The sequence below is a fragment of the Alteribacillus bidgolensis genome, assembly GCF_002886255.1.
GTDB lineage: Bacteria > Bacillota > Bacilli > Bacillales > Marinococcaceae > Alteribacillus > Alteribacillus bidgolensis.
On sequence record NZ_KZ614149.1, the window covers coordinates 2467385 to 2489180 of the forward strand.

Below are 21796 nucleotides of genomic sequence, written 5' to 3' on the forward strand. Positions count from 1 at the left end.
ACGGCTTCATTAGTACGTCCTGTACGTTGAAAGTCGTGGTTTTTCTTATACTTTGATCTTTTAACAAAGTTAAACATTCCTATAGTACAAAAAGAACCGCCCCTGACTTTTAGGACGGTTCCTCGTCACACCTATCGCGGTGTGTAGTAGTTTTGCGTGTAATATGGCTGCTTTCTTGATTCATCAAAAGCTACCCCGACTCCTAAACGTTCATAGTTGCCGAGCAGTGAATCACGGTGGCTTTTAGAATTCATCCAGCCTTGGTGGGCAAAAATCGGGCTGACCTGACCGTATGCGATGTTTTCAGCAGCATTGTAAAAGGTAATGCCGTCCTCTACCATTCGATCAAATGGATCTTCTCCATCCGGATTGGTATGTTCAAAGAAATGATTTCTTGCCATATTTGCACTGTGAGCACGGGCGGTAGCTGCTGCTGTGTCATCCCATTCTAAAATGCCTCTGCCGTAGCGCTTTCTTTGCGCATTGGCTAAATGAAATACTTGACGTTCATAGCTTTCTTTTAAGTTCTTTGTTGGTTCTGCATAATATTGGCTGAACTCTTCTTCTACTTCACTGCTGACAAGAAGTACAGCTGTTATCCGCTTATCTCTATGTTTGTCATAGAAGAAAGTAGTATAGCGGCCATCCGTTTTGTACGTGCCAGATTCTTCGGTCTCTGTACTGAAGTTTGAACCACCTTTTTGAATATATTGAAGCGGATCACCATATGCCTCCAGCACATCTTTTTTACGATCATCTAAACGCAGGCCATTTTCGTCTCTCCATGTATCTTGATTGGAGTATATTGCTACAACTTCTTCCTTTTCTACGCCATATTGAACATAATTACTATATCCATCGTGGTAAATTTTCCATTCAAAACCATAACGGCTTTCTTCTTCAGCTTCCGCTTCTCCTAATGTACTCTCAAGCTGCTCTGTGGAATCTCCTACGGTGATGCCGTTAAAATGCCAAGCTTTCTCTTCGCTGTTCACATCAGAAGGCGGCAAGTTTACTTCTTCTACTCGAAACTCTTCTTCCATTGCCCGGGCAAGAAAAACAGCAAATTGAGCTCTTGTCGTTTTCTCCCCTGGTCCAAAGCTGCCATCTGAATGACCGCTCGTAATCCTATTTGCTGCCAACCTTTGAATTGAGGAAGCTGCCCAGTACTCCTCTGAGATATCCGAAAAAGAAACATCTTCTTTTGTTTTCAAATGAAATGCCCGGGAAAGAACAACAGCCATTTGAGCCCGGCTTAACGATTCATTCGGACGAAAGTTCCCATTGCTGCCATTCATGATTCCGTTTTCAGCCACAGCAGCTATTTCCGGATAAAAAGAATGATCTTTTTCAACATCGTTAAATTCAATGTCTTGCTGGTTGCCTGCCTCTAAATCCAGTGCTTTTGAAATCATTTTCGCTGTTTGGGCGCGGCTTACGTTTTCTTTAGGCCGAAATGTATTATCCTTATACCCTCCTGCTACGTCTTGGTCAGCAATAAATTGAATTTCTTCGGCTGCCCAAAACGAGCTCTCTACATCTTCAAAAGAAACCTCTGCTTCAAGCGATAATGGAAAAGCAAATATTAATAAAAGCAGAAAAAAAGGTAGAGCTAATTTTTTCAACATCCATTCGCCCCCTGTCCAGTGTCTGCGGAAGAAAAATCTAGTAATCTATTCCTCTTTTTGCCTAGATTAAAACAGCTTCTTTATATATTTTACCATTTCGCGCTCCAAAATAGAGAGCTATCTTTCAATAAAACCTACAATTAAGAAAAAAATCCCACTTGAAGGTTTATATGCCTCTTCAAGTGGGAATACGTTTCATAGATTACCAATCATAATAATCTTTTATGCCATTATAGACTGCCTTTGCTGCTTTGTCGTTGTAACCTGCTTTTTTCATGCGGCTGGCATCTTTAGAGTTAGTAAGAAACCCTAATTCAATCAACGTGCTAGGCATGGTTGTATTTTTAATAACGTAAAAGCCTGCGTTTGCTACACGACGGTAGCTCATACCCGTGTCACGGACAAGGCGGTCTTGAATAGCTTCTGCTAATTCACGGCTTTCTCTTGCCTTGCTGCTGTTGTTGTAAAAGGTTTCTGCCCCTTCAGCTGCCGCACTGGCAGCATTTGCGTGAATACTAACAAAGGAATCAGCATTTGCTCGTTCCGCGATGTTCACCCGTCCGCTCAGTGAAATAAATGTGTCATTTCGGCGTGTCATCACCACATCTACGCCGTCATCTTCTAACAGATCTTCTACTTTAAGTGCGACAGAGAGCACGACATTTTTTTCTACTAAGCCATTACCTTGAGCTCCAGGATCATGTCCTCCGTGTCCTGCATCGATCACGATCGTTTTATCGGCAGTTTTGTCGTTCAAGTAGCCGCTGTGAGTATATGCCCAATCCCCATTAAATTTAATTAAAACCCAATCGCCGCTTGTTTCTTCATAAATGTCAACAACGTCTCCTTGACTTAAGCTTCCTACACTGTTATAGCTCGCACTTGGGCCAGAGCGGACCAATAACGTTGAGGCGGTAACTTTCGCTTTTGCAATAGGTTCTGCTGGTTTGCTGCTATCATCTGAACCTACTCCATCCGCTTCGTCTATGTAATTTTGATGCACATATCCTTTTTGATTATTTACATAGATTACAAGCCAGCTGCCTTCAATACCGTAAACGTCTACTTTTGTGCCATCACGTAATGTTTCGATAACACCATGGTTCATACCTGGTCCTTTTCTGACGTTTAATGGCGTGCTTGCATCTACAATTCCTTCAAACAAAACTTCCTTCTCAGAAGGTTCCTTGTCAGTTCCGTCTTCTTCCTCTTTTTCATCATTCTCTTCAGAAATACGAAGATTTTCATTCATGGCTCTTGCTAAGAATACTGCAAATTCAGCGCGGGTTGCTGGCTGGTTTGGTTCATAATTTCCTTTATCTTCTATAATACTGTTATCTACGAGAGTTGCTATGTAACCATGAGCCCAAAAACTATTTGAGATATCACCGTAATTTAAACTGCTGTCATTGTTCTGCGATTCTTGTCCAAAAAAGGCCCGTGCCACCACTGCGGCTACTTGAGCTTTTTCAATGCTGTCATTCGGACTGAACTTTCCATTATTCCCCTGGAAAATCCCCATTTCTGCTGCCCGCTCAATGCGAGTGTATGCCCAAAAGTTTCGGTTTACATCTGAAAAAGAAGCGGCTGATCGATTTAGGCCACTTGCCCCAAGAGCGTTTGTCATTATTACAGATGCCTGTGCACGTGTTAGGGGTTCTGTTGTTCTAAACCTTCCTGTATCATCACCAGTAGCAACTTTTTCATCCGCTAAATACATAATTTCGTCCAACGCCCAATGATTACTGCCTACGTCAGAATACCTGTCACTTGCTTTCGCTTTTTCTAACCCGAGCGTCGGAAAGATGGAAAGCAGGAGAGACAGAGCAAGCAGCACATATGAAATTTTCTTAAACAAAGACTTGTTCCTCCTCTTTGGTGTTGATCCCCTTCTCTGCTCTCTCAGGGTGTTGTCTTTTTGAAAGTGAAATAATTTAGAAATAAATCTGACATCTTTTTTCTCATGTCTTTTTTCATAGCAGATGCAGACAGATTTCACCAATCTTTTCCTTCTGCACATAAGAATAGCATGGAAAAGAAAGATAAACTAGATTTATGTATAAAATTATCAAAAATAGTAAAATAATAATGATTATATTAAAATTGTGTTACAAGACTTAGAGATTGAATACCTCTGTATCTTACAAGCCCAGCTGGTATTTCTTTTCTTTTCATTTTCGTTTAAAATAGAGAAGTTATTGCTTTTAAGAAGAGTTTAAAGAACAGGTGATAGAATGATAAAAAAACAAACTGCAGCAGGGCTTCTTTCCTTTTTATTGATTTCTTCGGGTTGTTCCTCGTACGGAATGAACCGCCACCTTGCAGAAGAAGAAGCGATAGATACCGATAAATACGCTTATCAAGATGAAAATTTTACTTACAATGAAGAAACACTACAGGAACTTGCTGATCGTTTTCGGCTCGAAGACCTTTCTACAAGCAACATAAACAGCATTATGGAAGATGAAATAAAACGCGGTAATTATAACGAAATCATTATTTATTTACGTGAACTGCAGGCAGAGGAAGAAGAGGAAGCTGCTCCTTTTTCCCGCCGGTACACCGAGGCGCTGCAAGCTCATGTTCAGCGTTCCAACGAACCTTCCCAGGCTTTAGTGGAAGATGCTGTTGCCATGATGGAAGAGCAGTACCAGCTTGACCCGGAAAGTGAAGAAAATACGATTGCTTATGCCAAGCTTCTAATAGACTCTGAATATGATGTCGAAAAAGGAGCGGAGCTGCTGTTCGATTTGGAAGAAAAGAAAGAAAATAACGGTGAACAGCCAGGGCGGGATTTGTTGTTAGCCTTAGCACAAGCTTATTTTGCTGTTGGAGAGTATAATAATAGTTTGGAACGTTACGATACCCTTACAGCGCTTGATGCCGAAGATCCCACTCATTTTTATCGAATGAGCGAAGTGTACGCGGCAATGGACAACACAGAGGGTGAAAAAGATGCGCTTACACAAGCGTTTGAACCGACGTCCGACTTTTTAAACCGTTACGGAGATGAAAGCTATAATCTCTATAAAGACTACTTAAATGCTTCGATGGAAGAATAACGCACCACCACTTTGTGTAAGACTCCGTTCACTCATAGTAAATAGAAAAGCGGCCTGCCGTAACCGGCGGCCGCTTTTTGTAAATTCGTTTACTCTTCCATCATCATCGCTCTTTGCAGAAACAAAGCAAATTGAGAACGTGTTACATCTTCCCCGGGACGATATGGATCCTGATTGGTTAAACCGCTTTGATACAATATATTGATCGCATTATAATTCCAAAAATCTAAAGGTACATCTTCAAATTGATGGGCTTTTGGATCAGCCGGGAGTTTGGCTTCAAAAGCAGCAGCCAGTACAGAAGCCATTTGTGCTCTTGTCATATTTTCATTCGGACGGATGTTTTCTCCGCTTCCTGTCATAAAGCCATGGTATTCGACGGTTTTCATTGCTTTATAACCTAAATCATCCTTATTCATATCCGCTGCTTTCAACTCATAATCCTCTGGAACTTCAAGACCGAGTGCTTTAGACAACATCGAAGCAGCATGCCTTCTATAAATAGGTTCATTTGGCCGGAACGTTCCATCAGGATACCCGCTGATTATGTCTTGAACCTCTAAAAACCCCACAGCTTCTGTAAGCTCTTGTCTACGAACATCAGAAAATACAGTCACCGTTCCTTCACGTACATAGGTACTTGCCATATAGCCGTGAATATCAGCATAATAAAGTGGATAAAAGCCAAAATGATTGGCAATGTTATTGTCATGTTCAAGCGGCCCTTCTACAGTTAGAGGTGTATAGAGTGCAACCTCCCCTACTTCTCGTGAAGACACAGCTGGCTCTTCCCGGAAACGAATGGCAGAAACATCTTTGCTATAACTGTAAACCTTGTCCCCTTCTTCAAACATTTGCAGAGAACGAGTTGTTTGTTCGGTTGTTATGTTCAATTGATCCTCCGAAAACCACATTCTATTTCCATCATCCCGGTATTGAGCTTCAAATTCCGGCAAGTCAAAATCTGTCTCAAACAAATTGTTATCTGCCAACGATTCATACAGATCATCTTGGTATGTATGGTCATTCTCGTTTGGATCGTTCCGGCGGTCTAATCCATTATATGCAAGAACGGCAAAATACCAGTTTTCAAGGACTTCTCTGTCACCGTCATTTACTTGAGGAATAACACTGCCGGACCATTCAAATTTTTCGTTAAGGAGATCGGCACCGACTTCAATGTTATACGCCGTGTCTGTTTCAAGTCTTTCTCGATCTACCTGTCGATTTTCCAAGTCGTCTTCATTCAACGTCACCTGCATCATGCCAATACCGCCGTCATCATTTTCGTTTCGAATCGGATTTCCTTCGTCATCAAATTGGCGCATACCGGTTTCCTCAAACGCTATTGCTTTTAAAATTTCCGGCGGGATATCATGCTCTAAAGCCGTTTCTGTCAATAAGTCTTTCTTTTCTTTAAAAGACAATTCTTCTTCCCCTGGTGTTTTTGCCTCATCATCTGCGGCAAATCCCGGCGTGCTAAATAATACTGCTGCTCCTGCAATTGCTGCAGCTGCCAGCCATTTATTCATTCTTTTGGCCCCCTTCTATGAAACTACTAATATTATAGTTGATTATCCAGCCTCTTCCAATCGTCATTTCGGAAAATAGCCTATGGAGTAATGAAATAATAGAGGAATTAATGATATACTGAAATAAGTTATGGATAGAATGATCGAATGAATAAGGAGAGAACAACATGATTGGTTCACTGAAAAAAATAATCGGAGACGAGCAGCAGCGCCGATTGAAAAAATATAATAAAATCGTAGATCGGATTAATAAACTTGAACCGGAAATAGAAAAACTGTCTGATGAAGGTTTGCAAAAGAAAACCGAAGAATTCAAAGAACGGATTCAAAATGGAGAAAGCGTACAAAGGTTAAGAGAAGAAGCTTTTGCCGTCGTTCGGGAAGCTTCCCGACGCGTGATCGGCCTTCGTCATTATGACGTTCAGCTTCTCGGCGGATTGACATTAAACGACGGAGATATTGCCGAAATGGTAACAGGGGAGGGCAAGACATTAGTTGCATCCCTTCCGAGCTATCTGCGCGCATTAGAAGGAAAAGGCGTCCATGTTATCACGGTAAATGAATACTTAGCCCGTCGTGACCGTGAACTTATTGGACAAGTACACGAATTTCTCGGACTAAGCGTCGGATTAAATGTCCCCCGGCTTGCTAAAGAAGAGAAAAAGAAAGCTTATCAAGCAGATATTACATACGGAGTCGGAAACGAGTTCGGTTTTGATTACTTAAAAGACAATATGGTGTACAACTCCTTTGAAAAAGTGCAAAGACCATATAACTTTACAATTATTGATGAAATTGACAGCGTCCTCGTGGATGAAGCAAAAACACCGCTTATCATTGCTGGAAAAACACAGGTAAACCCAAGCCTCTATCAAATTTGTGCAAAAATGTCGCGCAGCTTTGATGCACAGAAAGACTACTTATATGACCCCATTTCAAAGTCTGTTAGTTTAACAGATGCCGGCATTACGAAAGTCGAAAGAGCATTTGGCATTGATAACCTGTATGACTTAGAACACCATACTCTGTACCATTTTGTTCTGCAAGCTCTTCGTGCACGTGTAATGTTTAAACGCGATGTGGATTACATCGTAAAAGAAGGAGAAATTAAGCTAGTTGATATGTTTACGGGACGCATTATGGATGGGCGCAGTTTCAGTGATGGCCTCCACCAAGCCTTAGAAGCAAAGGAAGCTCTTGAAATTACAGAAGAAAACAAGACACAGGCCCAAATCACCGTGCAAAACTACTTTAGAATGTATCCGACAATATGCGGAATGACTGGAACAGCGAAAACAGAAGAACAAGAATTCAGAAACTTGTACGGGATGGATGTCATCCAAATTCCAACAAACAAACCACGCATTCGAGAAGATAGAGAGGATATTATCTTTGCAACAGCAGAAGAAAAATACCATGCTGTCGCAAGGGAAGTGAAACAACGCTATCAAAAAGGCCAGCCTGTTTTAATTGGAACATCCTCTATTATTCAGTCCGAAACGATGGCACGCTACTTGGATGAACAAAAAGTTCCTTATGAATTGTTAAATGCGAAAAGTGTAGAAAAAGAAGTACAATTAATATCTCTTGCTGGTCAAAAAGGTCAGATAACGATCGCTACAAATATGGCTGGACGAGGTACAGATATCATGCTTGGAGAAGGCGCGGCAGAAGTGGGAGGCTTGTTTGTGCTTGGCACCGAACGTCACGAAAACCGTCGTATCGATAACCAGTTAAAAGGACGTTCCGGACGTCAGGGAGACCCCGGAGAAACCCAAATGTTTCTTTCATTAGAAGATGATATGCTGCTTCGCTTCGGAGAAGAAGACATTGAAAAATTACAAGAAAACTTACAAACAGACACAGTTGGGAAAGTTTTAAATGAAGACGCGCACCGTGCTGTAAATCTTGCCCAAGAAATGTGCGAAAATGCAAATGCTTCCTTCCGTGAATATACGCTTAAACTGGACGACATCGCCAATGAACAACGAAATGTCATTTACACGCTGCGTGATAAAGTGCTCGAAAACAAAGATCCGCTCAGCACATGGATCGATATGGTTCAATCCAGTACGAAGAAGCTTGTGGAAAACTATTGCGGCGATGAATACCTGCCCGATGACTGGAATATGGAAGAACTGCAAAGCCGGTTAAATCATATTGTACTAAACCCTAAAATACAGCTTCCTAAAAACGTAGAAGACCGCCGCGACATCTTGGAGATTGTGGAAGAAAGTACAGTAGAATACTTAAAAAAAGTGGAAGCTTTTCGTGAGAAAAGCGGTGTCCAAACCCAGGCCCGCAAAGTACTATTAACAACTATTGACCGTCATTGGCTAAGTCATCTAGAAGAAATGACACGATTAAAAGAAGGGATTGGGCTGCGAAGCTATCAGCAAGAAGATCCTATGCGCGTCTTTACCAGGGAAGGATATGAATTATTTGCAAGAATGTACGATATGATTGAACAAGACGTTTCCGTTCATTTATCTAAATTAATACGACCATTAGTGCAGCCAGAAGAGGTGAAAAAATAATGCTCTCATTTTTTCGTAAAAAAGGAAACGGCAAACCAAAGATGGAAGGAAACGAAACGACCGTTTCTTCCGAAGAACTATTAAATGAAACAAGCGAAACAGACGACACCGAACAAAAAGTAGAGACAGACCTGTCAATTCATCCTGAATGGACCATCTCCAAAGAAGACCAATATTCCTTTCAGTTTTTGAACATGGAGTGTCCGCCGTTAAAACCAAATCAAATTTCGCTTTCGGGCATCAGTCTTCAAGAAGAAAAAGACGGACAATATCAAGTCACTGCATTTATTCGCAACAGCTTAAATAAAACGATTAAACTTCATGAAACAACGTTAGTACTGCTTGACAGTACAGACAAAGTACTTGGACGAAAAACGATGGACTTATCCCAGGCAGGAGAAATTCCAGGTAAAAGCAGCCGTCCTTGGAAATTTTCTTTTGCCGGTACCGACTTATTTATAACCGAACTTCCAAATGAGGGATGGAAACTGGCCTTTCAGCTAAAACCATCCTCCCGTAAACACAGCCTTTCTCTTGAAAACAGCTGGGAACAGTCCTTAGCGGAAAAAGACAAAGTGAAACTGCAGGAAATGGTAGATAACTTGACTCCTCCCAAACCTGGAGAAGTAAACTTTATGGGATTAAAAGCCCTTCGAAAAGAAAACGGAGACCTGCACGTTACTATGCTTATCCGTAACGGCAGCAATAAAAATATTAATCTGGAACAAATTCCTCTGCAAGTAGAAGATGCAAGCGGCGAAACCATTGCTAAAGGCGGGTTTACGCTCGATAAATTTGAAGTAAAAGCAAACACGAGCAAACCTTGGACTTTTATTTTCCCGCAAGAGCTTGTAAGTGATGAAGAAATTGATTTGAGCAGCTGGCAAGCGTACCCGGTTCAAAAAAATAAGAATCATTAAATGAAAATAGAAAAGTAAATAAAAATAACCCATTTCCGTCTTATGTAGGCAGAAGGGGTTTTTATATGCATAGGGGAAAGACGTACCTTTGCATTTACAGGCATAACTTTTTTGATTTGATCGTATTTTTTTCTTTTATGAGCCGTTTTCGCAAATTTATGTTTAGAAAAATAAATAAAAATGCTACAAATTTGTTCTTGCGGGGTCTGGACCTCCACAATGCATTAAAAAGCTCCTGCCCATGTGAAAAACCACAAGGGCAGGAGCAATTAATTTTTTTATAAATTTTCTAATGCTCGTTTCATAAATGTCGCGAATTGGGCTCGTGTAACAGCTTCTCCGGGACGGAAGCTGCCATCACTGCCGCGGCCTATGTCATGTGCAGCCAGTGCCTCAATTTCTTCATAAGCCCAGTAATTGGAATCTACATCATTAAATGTGTTTGCAGGCTCACTCTCGAGCTTAAATGCACGTGCGAGAATTACAGCCATCTGAGCACGAGTCAGATCCCCGTTCGGACGGAAGGAATTACCGTCGCCGCGCATTAAGCCTTCATCCGCTACCGTTGCTATAACGGAATAAGCATGAAAATCTTGATCTACATCTTTAAACCCAGGATCCGGTCGATTAATTCGGTCAAAATCGAATGATCTAGAAAGCATGCTTGCTGCTTGAGAACGTTTTAATTTCATACCGGGACGGTACGTTCCATCTTCATAACCGCTCACAATCTCACGTTCTGCAAGGTATTCAATTTCGCTTGCTGCCCAGTAATCATGGCTGACATCGCTAAACATGGCCGGTGCGTTTACTTGAACAGGTATTTCTTTTTCATTTCCGGCCAGTTTTGCAGTAATGGTGCCAGAACCTTTTTCACTGCTGGCTGTAAATCGCCCATTGCTGTTAATGGTACCAATATCACCGCTGACTTCCCATTCGATCCGAGAGGAGTTAAATAACAGCTTTTCTCCGTTAGATAGTTCCGGGCTTGCTGACAATGTTACAGTTTCCCCGGTGCCAATGTTCAGTTGAGAATGCGATAGATTCCAAGAATAAAACGTGTTGGTTACTTTTACAGATGTTGACCCTACTTGATTGCCATTAAAATTCGCTTGAATGCGTCCTTCCCCTGCCTCTTCTGCAGTAAAAGTGCTGCCGCTCATAGAGCCAGTGTTATTGCTGACACTCCAGCTGATTTCACTGCCGTTTACGTCTACTGGATTATAATATTTATCCATGCCGTAGGAATAAGACATATCCATCTTATGACCTACTAGCAGTGTACCGCTTTCTCTAGAGAGAATAAGACGTGCCAAGTCAGAAGTTGGAGCCGTACTTACTGCCTGTAGGGTAGAAGAGACAGAACGCTCGCTGCCTGCTGAAAGATTGTTCATGACACTAGCAAACTCATCTCCATGATTTCTTGCTATTAAGGTAGTTGAACCGCCGCCATCAAAGTTCAGCGCTCGATCTGCACCTAATCTTTTCATATAGTTTGCCAGCTCACCGATGTCTGCTCGATCTAAAGTGACCATATACGCTTTATTACCGGAAGCATCTACGCCTACCGCTGTGCGGGCCGTTTTTAACGTATACCGCCAGCTGTTTGGATCCATTGTTATGTCTACTTCACCATTGTGAACGAGCTGAGGCCCGCTTCCTAAAATAAAGGAAGCGTCTTGCCAGCGGTCATTAATAGAAGCTCCGACTGTAATAGAGTCGCCAGCTTTTACATCTTTTAATTGATCATACTTCATTCCGTTAGCAGAAAGGACAAATCCATTAGTTGGGATACGCGAATTTCCATTTTCATTGTAATCTCGTACTTCTGAAACGGTTCCACTGATTTCATCGCCAAACGAAAAGCTTCCAGGACTCCCTGAAGCGTTTTCCACCACAATTTCTATTCCATATGAATTGGTGCCTGTCCTATCATTTATGTAAGAAGGAGTAAACAAAACCGCTTCATTTTTGCGGCGGGTGTTATTAATATTATTTACGCTTACCGATTTTCCGTTCACTTCGGCCGTTACCTTGGCATCATATTCCCCAATGAAAACTTTTCCATTGCTTCTTTCTCCAAACACAATTGGTTCACTCCGATAGTGTTGTCTGCCATCCGAGATTTGTCCGAAACTAATAATCTCGTTATCTTTAGTGATAATACTAAACGGCAGCTGACTAGAGCCTGCGCCCATATCAAAAAAAGAAGCATTGATCGCACCAACTACTCTATTACCTTCTGAAGAAGCGTTCCTTGCCTGCTGTGATGTCGTTTGCAGCTGATTAAGCGGATTAGGCACTCCGATATCAAGTTTACTATGTTCATCTGTTAAATCGATCGTTAAAACACTTGCTCCAGCACTCGAATCACTATTATAGGACACTCCCGGCCCAACTTGAAACGACGCAGCTCCAGCGCCTTGAGCTGCCGTAAAAAACAGCGTCATGGAAAGCGCAGCAGTAACCCCGTGTTTCATTACATTTTTTACATTCATTTTTCTAAATCCTCTCCCAATATGTAAAATCTTATGAAACTATGAAATTTATACTAATAGTAGAATATTCCAACTGTCGGATTCTGTCAATTCTATTAGAATAAATGTAAAAAAGATGCACTCGCTAAAGTTAAACGATTGAAACGAAAAATAGTTGTTTCAGCGCTTATCCTCTTGATTCTGCGCTTTTTTTTCTCTGATACAACTCTTCTGCTCTTCTCCTCTTGCAACTCTTCATGCCGCTTTTTCAGATCTTCCTATATTTCAACCCGAAAAAAGTCAGGAAGCTCGCTTCCTGACTTTTTTGTTCTATTTTTATTATTGTATAACTTCAAAACTGTCGATGTGAACACGGTGGTTCACAGCATCCTCGTGGTGGTCTCCACTTACTGCAATTGTTAAGGTATGCGTTTTATCCTCTAACCCCTCGACGCTGTATAATTCTTTGTTAAAAGCAGGTTCTTCTGCGAAAGTATCTACTTCCGTTTTTTCTCCATCTACTTCGATTTCTGCTATTCCCTGAGTAACTCCTTCATAACCAAACCAGCGGATGCCTGTTCCTTTAAAAGTAATTTCTACTTTATCTCCAGCTATGTCGCTAAACGCAGCTGTTCCTTCATGGTGTTCTTCATTCGTGCTTTCCTGCCAGCTTCCTTCAAACTTTGCAGCTGGATGATCCTCATTATAAACACGAGCTTCATCAGCTGGATCTATTACTTTTACTCTCGCCATAGCAGTTACTTCGTCATTTTCATTATGAATGGTCAGTAGTCCTTCTCCAGCTCCTTCAGCGGTGAATTGTTCCCCGTCTGTCTCTCCCAGGTCCGGGTTGCTGATGGAAGCATAAGCACCCTCTGCACTTCCTTCTTCAGACCAATTGATGGTTTCACCGGATTCTACGGTGATATTTTCTTTTTGGACAGAAGATCCTTCGACTTGGATTGTGCCGATTGCTTGTCCGTCATTACTGGCAAGTTCGATTTCCGTATTTCCATCTGCCGAAATAATCAGTCTGCCGTCTTCATCAACGGATTCCGCATCCGCGTTACTAGAAGTAAGTTTGGCCGGTTTTCCATCCACTCTTATTTCAAGCGGAACTCCTGCTAGATACTTACCTTCCCATTGGCCGTTTTCTAGCGGTACTTCTTCTCCATATATTTCTACTTCATGATCTCCTTTGATATCAAACGTAAGATCAGCGTATCCATCTAACTGAAGATAGTCAATTAAATGGGCGTACATATAGTCATCACGTACTTGACCAAACTGTCTCATCACATCAACATTTTCGTGCCATTTTTCCATGCTTTCTGGTTCGTCCCAGCGCTCTATATTTTTCTTCATTTCAGGTTCATACATCGCTTCAAACTCTGAGAGCTTCTCTGTTACTATCTCATCGTCAAAATGAGTGTTCAAATAATGAGCAAATTTGCCGGCAAACTGAGCTCGAAACTCTTCATTTTCAAGCAGCGTGCGTAAAAGGAACGTTGCCCAATCTGGGTTAGGCCAGCTGTCATTTCCTTCTTCCGTGGCAAAACCAAGCGTGTGGTGAGCTGCCGTTTCACTCACACCAGCCAAATCAAAACCAAAATCAAGATCAAACACTGTCCAGCGCCATTTGCCATTTGGCTTTTCCCGCCAGTATCGGTTATTGTTTGCCGGCCAGTCCGTGTTTCTTACGTAAATCTCAGCGATATTATAATCAATAAAGTTATTAATATCCATTTGTTCTTTAACCTGTGCATACACTTGCGGGTCCGTTATATCGTTATGTTCCATGTACGAAAGCATTTTTTGATAGTGGCGGTTGTCACCTTCTCTGACATTAGCGTTATTTTCTAGATATTCAAGATCCTCTTCTAGGATGCCGAATTTATATTCAAAATAATGTTTGTCAATGCGTTCCCTCAGGTTATAAATTCCCCAATACTCTCCATTCAAGTACAAGTTAGATGATTTAAATGCCTGTTTTTCTACATCAAATCCGGTAATAAGCTCTTGCAAGAAGGCATCCCGAAAGAGCGTGTCATCCCAGTCATTACCTGAATTACGGAGGAGAAGCCGATTATATTCACTGTCATCCTCGCTTTCAAAAATAGGATAACTGAATGTATTTTCACTATCATAATCAGAGCGGCCGTATAAGCGGAATGATTTTTTTGGATAGTAGCGGCTTGTATTGCCGTGAAGTCTCACTCCCGCCTGCTGGTGAATCATGTTCGTGCCGTCCGGCTTGTACATTTCTACGCTCACTTCTCGTTCCCATTGGTCGCCGCTCTGGGCATAGTTCGCCGTTTCTTCAGGATTTTCAGCATCCTCATCGTAATTTGCACCTTTTGCATAAATGCCATTTGCTTCGCCGAAGAAATCATCTGGGTTTCCTGCGATAGATACAATCGGAAATGTACTCTCTTCTCCAATAATGTACGTATTAGAAACCATTTCTCCTGCGTTACCATATTGATCAAAAAATTTCGCTTTGACGACCGTAGTTTCATCCACCTCTATCGGGCCTGTGTATGGTTCGGAATCTTCATTTGGCTCACTTCCATCTGTGGTGTAGCGTATTGTCCCTGGTTCTTCTTCCATCAGCTGCTCTAATTCAATTGTTTGAGGAGATGGATAAACACCTCCCTCTTGATTGAAAACAAGTGCAAGCTCAGGTTTATCAATATCCATGTTGTCTACTTGTTCAAACAGCGGAATGAAATCTTTCATATTGACACCTGGATTTCCCTCTACGTATAGCCGTTCTGTTAGATGAGGGAGCTGAAACACCGGTGAGAAGTCTTGAATGGTATTATGCCGTAAATTAATATCTTCCAATTTATTCAAATTAGATAATACAGATATATCCTCAATATGGTTATTACGTACATTTAACTTCCTTAATTCCACCATATTTTCTATCGGGGCCAACGACGTAATGTTATTGCCTCTCACATTTAAATCCTGTAAAGCCGTCATGTGGGCAATGGCTTCTACATCATCAATACCAGTCTCCCTCAAATCAAGGCTTCGCATTCTTTCCATTTGTTCAAGAGCTGATACATCTTCCACATGATTTCCACGAAGGTTAAGGTCTTCTAAGTATATTAATTCCTTCAGCGGTTCAATATCTTCTATCCGATTTCCTTCTAAATTTAAATCCCTCACGGTTATTAGTTTTTCTATTCCTTCTAAGGATTCAATCCCGCTATAACTTAGATCGATCGCATCGACTTCTTGTAAATCTTCTTGTCTAACCGGCCCTTCTGGCTGATCTAACGCTTCCCGGACCGCCGCCTCTAAATTTTCATCTCCAAAATGCACAGTGCTGTCGTCAGCTATGATAAATGCAATAAAACCAATAACCACTGCGATCGGGATCAGCAGCAATGCTGCTCCTTTTGAATGTTTACGGTTCAAAATGCGGTCCCTGCCTTTCCTTTTCTATGGCGTATACTTTGATCCTTTAACAAAGTTAAAACTTTCCTAAAATATTAGAAAAACTTGGCTTATCACCATGTAAAGGATGCTGCCTAAAAACGCCGCGTCCATCTGCAACGGAGGCATTAGTATATCCTGTACGTTGAATGCCGAAGTTTTGCTTCTTGTTTACCACTAAAATCTTTTGACTTTCTTAACAATGGAACAAACTATATTATAGCAGACTACATCATCTTCAAACAGAGTCGTTTCAGCAAAGCAAAGACGCTTCATTATGCACTTCCTAAAAATTTAAAAATGTGAATCATATACCATGTCACTATCGATTTATACATGATATAATTTTAATATTGTAAAGCTTTTGTTAATGTTTTGTTAATTATGTAAATAGGAATACCGATATAAACGCAGTAAAGGTTTACTAAAAGGATGGTGAAGGAAGATGCTTTCAAATGAAATTTTTCAGAGGTATGAATTAAAGTATCTTATCCCATTTGAAAAATACCAGGAAATTGCAAAACAACTCACGGCAAATGGTAAATTGCGCTACGACAAATTCGGTGATGGATTTGGCTGTTACAATATTGTAAGTCTTTATTTTGATTCCGATGATAAGAAAATTTATTATGAAACCCGCAATAAATTAAGATTCCGCCAGAAGCTTCGTCTCCGTATTTATGATGATGCCACCATAAACAGCCCTTCCTTTTTGGAAATTAAACAAAAGTTTAACAAGGTGGTTAATAAGCGCAGAACCAAAATAAAATTAGCAGACGCCTATGAATATTTGAAATATGGTAATCAACAAGGTGATTTACGAGATTATGAACCTTCTAACCCGCAGATTATGAACGAAGTAGAATCATTTCGCAGCTTGTACGAATTAAAGCCGCGAGTGGTGGTAAGCTATGACCGCCAGGCTTTTCACGGTGTAGAAGATTCTGATCTGCGCGTAACCTTTGATTATAATTTGATGGCACGGGATAATAACCTTCACATTGAGGACGGTCCGGGGAGCACTTATTTTGTTAATCCTAACTTAGTCGTTATGGAAGTCAAAGTTTCACAAAGTGTTCCTTTTTGGCTGTCAAGAATGCTAAGTGAATTTGAATGTCCGCGGCGCAGTGTTTCTAAATTCTGTACCAGTATTGATCTCATGGAAGAAATGCAGCAGTCCCGCGAGCAATCTGTAAATGAAAACCTTAAGTCTTTAATTGTGTAAAAGCTCTTACTGCCATAAAGGATATTGCCAGAAACGCTTTCAAAACCTATAATGAAAAATGGAATAAAAATTCTTGTATACGGTCAGACCCTTGCGGCAGCTAAGTGATTTATAAACTGATGATGCTATTACAAATACTCAGTTTGCAAATGCCACGTCATATACGTTTAATGATGGTCATAATGATTATACTTTTTGAACAGTATCAAACGGGGTTGTTTCAAAAGCTGAATCGGAGGGAAAATGCTACCCATTCCTCTCCGCCGACTTCTTTTGAGACAGCCTCCTCCTTTTGTGTAAAGAATGAACCAATGTTAACAATATTTCACGGATTTTTTAGAGGAGAATTCTCATGAATCAATTTATGAATGAAATTCGCGATTTTTCAGATTTAACCACCAGAGCAGTAGTGTTAGAAGGCCTTGCTGCTATTGGGCTTAGTTTTATACTTAGTTTGATCATTACCTTTTTGTATAAAAAAACACATAAAAGCGGACGCTACTCTCAATCCTTTGTGCATACGATTATCATTATGTCCGTTGTTGTCGCCATTATTATGATTGTTATCGGCAATAACATCGCCGTTGCTTTCGGTCTAGTTGGTGCCTTCTCTATTATACGCTTTAGAAGTGCGATGAGTGATCCAAAGGATATTGCGTTTATCTTTTTTGGCATGGCAGCCGGTATTTCCTGCGGACTCGGCTTTTATGCACTGGCGGTTATGTTTACTATTGTTTTATCGATATTAATTTATGTTTTATTTGTATTCGACTATGGCGGAATCAAAGGGTCATACAAATCTTTAAAAATAACGATTCCGGAGAACATGCATTATGAAAACGTATTTGATGATATTTTTGAAGAATACTTAGAATATCATCAACTGAACATGGTAGAAACGACGAACCTCGGTACCATGTATCAACTCACTTACTTGATTGCCAAAAAAGAAGGAATCAGCGACAAAGATTTAATGGATGCGATCCGAGAAAGAAACTCCAATCTTAAAGTTGCCGTTGGTATGGTAAACTAACTAGAAAAGAACCGTCAGAAATGTACTGCACCCCAAAAGTTAGAGTAAAATCTAACTTTTGGGGTGTTTCTTTATGGCTAAATATAGTGAACAATTTAAGTTAATGGTAGTAAGAGAATATCAAGAGGGTTATTTGGGATATGACATGTTGGCTAAGAAGCATTGCATGACAAACAGTTCACCAATTAAAAGGTGGGTGAAACTATACGAGAAATTTGGGATAGAAGGATTAAAAAGGATACGACAAAAGAAAGTTTATTCTGTTCAATTCAAGCTGGATGTATTAAGCTTTATGAAGAGAACAGGTTCTTCAGAAACGGAAACAGCCCTTTAGTTTGGTATAACAAACCCTCCAATGATAAGTTCATGGCTCAAGGGTGGCATTATCAACATAGAAGTTGGGTTAAGACACTAAAGAAAAATAATGTGTTTCAGAGTATGTCGCGGAAAGGTAACTGTATAGATAATTCTCCTATGGAGAACTTCTTCGGTCTATTAAAACAAGAGATGTATCACGGTGAGGCACGATCCTCATATGAAGATTTAAAAAAGAAAATTGAAGAACAATATCGATTATTATAATAACAAGCGTATAAAGCAAAAATTGACAGGTATGAGTCCAGTTCAATACCGGATTCATACTTGCCAATTAGCTGCTTAATATAAAACTCTAACTTTTGGGGGTCACCTCAAAAAACGGTTCTTTTTTATATGTTTCATAGTATTTTTGGCAACGACTTCATATTATCGGCTTGTTAACTAACCGAACTTCTACTAAAAATGTACACCCTGACGCCTAGGAAGTGACGTTTTGGTCGGAGGAGTGTGTTATTTCGTTGAAAAAAGTACAACTCAGTGCGGTACGCGGCATTCGTATGTCACGTACGTTCACTCCACAGTTCAGCTTATACTGTTTACCAATAAAACCTATGCTTTCTTAACAGCGAAAAAAAACCTGATTTTGGGACACCCCCGAAATCAGGCTTTTTTTGTTACTTCCTTGTATGGGCTTCTAAGGATTCTTTCAAATATGCTTCCAGTGGTTCTTTTAAATCGTCACGGTGTAGGGCAAAGTCAAGGGTAGCTTTAATAAAACCAAACTTATCGCCCACGTCGTAGCGGACACCGCCGAATTGATAAGCCAGCACAGCTTGCTTTTGATTTAATTCTTTAATCGCATCTGTTAATTGAATTTCGTTGCCTGAGCCTGGCGGAAGCTGTTGTAAAATCTCAAAGATTTCCGGACGCAGCACATAACGGCCCATAATCGCATAGTTAGAAGGTGCTTCTTCTAGCGGAGGTTTTTCTTTTAAATCCTCAAGATGCAGAACACCTTCCTCTATTTCTTGTCCTTTTGGCTCCACAATTCCGTACTTTGAAACATCTTCATCTGGCACCTGCTGCACCCCTACTACAGAAGAGTGATACCGCTCAAACGTTTCAATCAGCTGCCTTAAGCATGGTTTTTCTGATTTTACTATATCGTCCCCAAGCAGTACCGCAAACGGTTCATTTCCCACAAAGCTGCTTGCACAAGCAATGGCATGTCCTAACCCTTTTGGTTCTTTCTGCCGAATATAATGGATGTTTGCCATGTTTGAAATGGCTTGTACTTCTTCGAGCTGTGACCATTTTTTCTTTTTAGACAATGTTTCTTCTAATTCATATGACTTGTCAAAATGGTCTTCGATCGCACGTTTACCGCGCCCGCTGACAATAATAATATCCTCAATACCAGATTCAATTGCTTCCTCGACAATATATTGAATCGTCGGCTTATCTACAATGGGAAGCATTTCTTTCGGCTGAGCCTTTGTTGCTGGTAAAAATCTTGTTCCAAGCCCTGCTGCTGGTATAATTGCTTTTTTTACTTTCACAAAGATTCACTCCCCGTTTCGTTTACTCTTCCTGTTCGTCCCACAACATAAATATATCACTAGGACGAGGATTGATTTCTATTTCTCCAAGCTGCTGAACTTCTTCTGTTTGTTCTGCCTGTTTTAATGCATTAAATATATCATCTGCTGAAAGCGGAGCTCCGAGTGCTTCTGCAGCCTTAGAAGCTAGTTCAAAATTAGACTCGGTTGTCCGTGATATGACATATTCCCTGCGCTCTCCTTGATAAGCTTGAAATAAATGATAGTATTCAGGATCTGCGGTTGCAAAACTGCTGTTGTCACGTGCATACAGGGTTACTCCTGCTTCACTATACAACGAACGGACTTTTTCTGTGTAAACATTTGAACCTTCTGGTGTCATATCTAGTAATATTTCACCCCGCCATTGCGTGAATTGACTGTCATGCAGGCGTTTGAGGAACACTGCTGCCTGGGCGCGAGTCAATTTGCCATTGACATCATAACGTTCAGTTTGTGTGCTTCCGTCTTGTCGTCCTGTCGTCAAGTCTTCTTTAAACATCCATGCTACAGATTTCTCTAAGCCTGGTTCCTGGCCTTGAGAATGAGCAAGCGCCTGGCTGATAATACCGCGGGTCACTTCTCTGTTTTTAACCGAATCATTACGCAAACCAGGCATTCTTAACAAAGAATTAGAGAGCGCTTGATAGGATGGCTGAGACCAATGGCTGTTTTCTCCTTCGCTAGTTTCAAGGTTAAAATACCGCTGAAGGATGGTCACAAACTGAGCCTCCGTCATTTCATCTCCCGGCCCGAAGCTGCCATCTTTATAACCGGTCATCAGTCCGGATTCATCTGCCCAGGTTATTTCTTCATAGGCCCAGTACCTTTCATTGACATCTGGAAAGCCAGCGGATTGAGCATTTGCCTTACTAGGCTCGAATGACCCTATATGAAAGTCAGCTTCACTTATGTACAATAAAGAACTTACGGTCATAGCTGCGATTGCCATTTTACAAAACGATAGTACAATACTGCGGCTGTTAGTATTCGTAATGCTGTTAAATCTTCGGTTTAAGATTGTTTCCCCACCTCCTAAAAGCTGTAATCCTTTTTCATTATATCGTTTCTAGCATTGCGCTTGCTACCTTCACAGAAAAAAAGTCGAGCAATGTTTCGGATCTTCCCGATTTACGGCCAAATATCCCAGACAATTCCCATAAAGCTTATGAAAGATGATCATTCCTGGGCTTTTCACATTATGGGATTTTGGGGAGGGCCTGGCCCCTCATAAAATTGTAAAAAAAAAGTAGTGATTTTATCCTATTTATCTGGTATATTTAGGTTACTCCATTCCGAAAGGAGGACCGTTAACGTTTTACTGCCTAATCTTTTGTAAGCTAACCCCCTAAGCTTACAGCCCCCTCTTATTAACTTTACCTCCCATCTTATGATGGGTCTTCTCATTGTCTTGTTTATCATCCTAAAGGTGGTGTTAAAGCGTGCCCCGTCAAGAACGGATCTGGTTCCCAGGACTTACGTACCGCATAGAAGCTAAGGGAATTAGAAACTCTCAGCTATTCTATGATGAAAAAGATTATTCCCACTACATCTATCTATTAACAAAAATAAAAGCAGATTGCGGCTTTGACCTGCATGCTTATTGTCTACTCCCTAACAAAATTGATTTATTAATAGAAACATTTAAAACAGACTTGTCTACACTAATGCATCGGCTGCAGACAAATTATGCCATGTACTTTAACCGGAGGCACCAGTTACACGGCCATGTGTTTCAAGGAAGGTACCTTTCTGAACCGATCAAGGATGAAACGCATTTTTTTGAAAGTTCACAGTATATTCACCTTACCCCCCTTCGTGAAAAAAATGTGAATCGTCTATTACACTACCGTTGGAGCAGTGCTCGAGATTACCTTTCTCCTCAACCTGAAGAAGAACCTTTACACCCCCTGCTGACACTAGATCGAACACTGCAGCTTTTCCCATCTCCAAAACACCAGCACTTTGAAGAATTTTTATTCAATTTTATGAGGGAAGAAATCCTGTAGAGCCAGAGAG

General features: G+C 40.8%; 14 protein-coding genes and 1 pseudogene. 8 read left to right on the top strand and 7 right to left on the bottom strand.

Going from position 1 to position 21796, the window contains the following annotated elements; translation table 11 throughout:
* Nucleotides 1–131: 131 nt before the first annotated feature.
* On the bottom strand, nt 132–1628 hold the full coding sequence (locus CEF16_RS12370) for an S-layer homology domain-containing protein (protein WP_091580807.1): 1497 nt from the start codon (nt 1626–1628) through the stop codon (nt 132–134).
* A gap of 202 nt (nt 1629–1830) precedes the next feature.
* A complete protein-coding gene (locus tag CEF16_RS12375) occupies nt 1831–3486 on the bottom strand; it encodes an N-acetylmuramoyl-L-alanine amidase (RefSeq protein ID WP_170031890.1) in 1656 nt (551 codons plus the stop codon).
* A 376-nt stretch (nt 3487–3862) separates the two neighbouring features.
* On the opposite strand from CEF16_RS12375, the gene CEF16_RS12380 reads away from it, so the two are divergent.
* Nucleotides 3863–4690: a tetratricopeptide repeat protein gene (locus CEF16_RS12380; RefSeq protein WP_091580803.1), complete on the top strand. Its 828-nt coding sequence runs from the start codon at nt 3863–3865 to the stop codon at nt 4688–4690.
* An 89-nt stretch (nt 4691–4779) separates the two neighbouring features.
* Here the strand turns inward: CEF16_RS12380 and CEF16_RS12385 are convergent, their stop codons facing one another.
* Entirely contained in the window at nt 4780–6222 is a 1443-nt protein-coding gene (locus CEF16_RS12385; RefSeq protein WP_091580801.1) for an S-layer homology domain-containing protein, read from the bottom strand.
* A 167-nt stretch (nt 6223–6389) separates the two neighbouring features.
* On the opposite strand from CEF16_RS12385, the gene secA2 reads away from it, so the two are divergent.
* Both secA2 and CEF16_RS12395 read left to right on the top strand, forming a co-directional pair.
* Nucleotides 6390–8759, top strand: coding sequence for an accessory Sec system translocase SecA2 (secA2, locus tag CEF16_RS12390; RefSeq protein ID WP_091580797.1), 2370 nt, complete (start codon nt 6390–6392; stop codon nt 8757–8759).
* Nucleotides 8759–9679 carry an accessory Sec system S-layer assembly protein gene (locus tag CEF16_RS12395; protein WP_091580794.1) on the top strand — a complete coding sequence of 307 codons (921 nt, stop codon included), beginning with the start codon at nt 8759–8761 and terminating at the stop codon, nt 9677–9679. The genes secA2 and CEF16_RS12395 overlap by 1 nt, the downstream gene beginning before the upstream one ends.
* A gap of 278 nt (nt 9680–9957) precedes the next feature.
* Here the strand turns inward: CEF16_RS12395 and CEF16_RS12405 are convergent, their stop codons facing one another.
* Nucleotides 9958–12177 (bottom strand): S-layer homology domain-containing protein, encoded by a 2220-nt coding sequence (locus CEF16_RS12405; RefSeq protein ID WP_091580789.1) that lies wholly within the window; start codon nt 12175–12177, stop codon nt 9958–9960.
* Between the two features lie 318 nt (nt 12178–12495).
* Nucleotides 12496–15585, bottom strand: a complete 3090-nt coding sequence (locus CEF16_RS12410; protein ID WP_091580786.1) for a CotH kinase family protein — start codon at nt 15583–15585, stop codon at nt 12496–12498.
* A 463-nt stretch (nt 15586–16048) separates the two neighbouring features.
* Here CEF16_RS12410 and CEF16_RS12415 point away from each other — a divergent pair, with 463 nt between their 5' ends.
* The 4 genes and pseudogenes from CEF16_RS12415 to CEF16_RS24430 all read left to right on the top strand — a co-directional run.
* Nucleotides 16049–16828 carry a polyphosphate polymerase domain-containing protein gene (locus tag CEF16_RS12415; RefSeq protein WP_091580784.1) on the top strand — a complete coding sequence of 260 codons (780 nt, stop codon included), beginning with the start codon at nt 16049–16051 and terminating at the stop codon, nt 16826–16828.
* 352 nt (nt 16829–17180) lie between these two features.
* Complete coding sequence (locus CEF16_RS12420; RefSeq protein ID WP_091580781.1) at nt 17181–17861, top strand: DUF4956 domain-containing protein; 681 nt, start codon at nt 17181–17183, stop codon at nt 17859–17861.
* A 73-nt stretch (nt 17862–17934) separates the two neighbouring features.
* Nucleotides 17935–18195: a helix-turn-helix domain-containing protein gene (locus CEF16_RS12425; protein ID WP_096241750.1), complete on the top strand. Its 261-nt coding sequence runs from the start codon at nt 17935–17937 to the stop codon at nt 18193–18195.
* A 38-nt stretch (nt 18196–18233) separates the two neighbouring features.
* Nucleotides 18234–18522 (top strand): annotated as a pseudogene (locus CEF16_RS24430) (transposase); the annotation flags it as partial.
* 331 nt (nt 18523–18853) lie between these two features.
* Here CEF16_RS24430 and galU read toward each other — a convergent pair.
* Both galU and CEF16_RS12440 read right to left on the bottom strand, forming a co-directional pair.
* The gene (galU, locus tag CEF16_RS12435) at nt 18854–19738 is read right to left on the bottom strand and encodes a UTP--glucose-1-phosphate uridylyltransferase GalU (protein WP_091584043.1); all 885 of its coding nucleotides are present in this window, start codon (nt 19736–19738) and stop codon (nt 18854–18856) included.
* Between the two features lie 22 nt (nt 19739–19760).
* On the bottom strand, nt 19761–20714 hold the full coding sequence (locus CEF16_RS12440) for an S-layer homology domain-containing protein (protein WP_170031896.1): 954 nt from the start codon (nt 20712–20714) through the stop codon (nt 19761–19763).
* 505 nt (nt 20715–21219) lie between these two features.
* Between CEF16_RS12440 and CEF16_RS12445 the strand changes: the two genes are divergently transcribed.
* Nucleotides 21220–21786, top strand: coding sequence for a transposase (locus CEF16_RS12445; protein ID WP_091584036.1), 567 nt, complete (start codon nt 21220–21222; stop codon nt 21784–21786).
* The last annotated feature ends 10 nt before the right edge of the window (nt 21787–21796 follow it).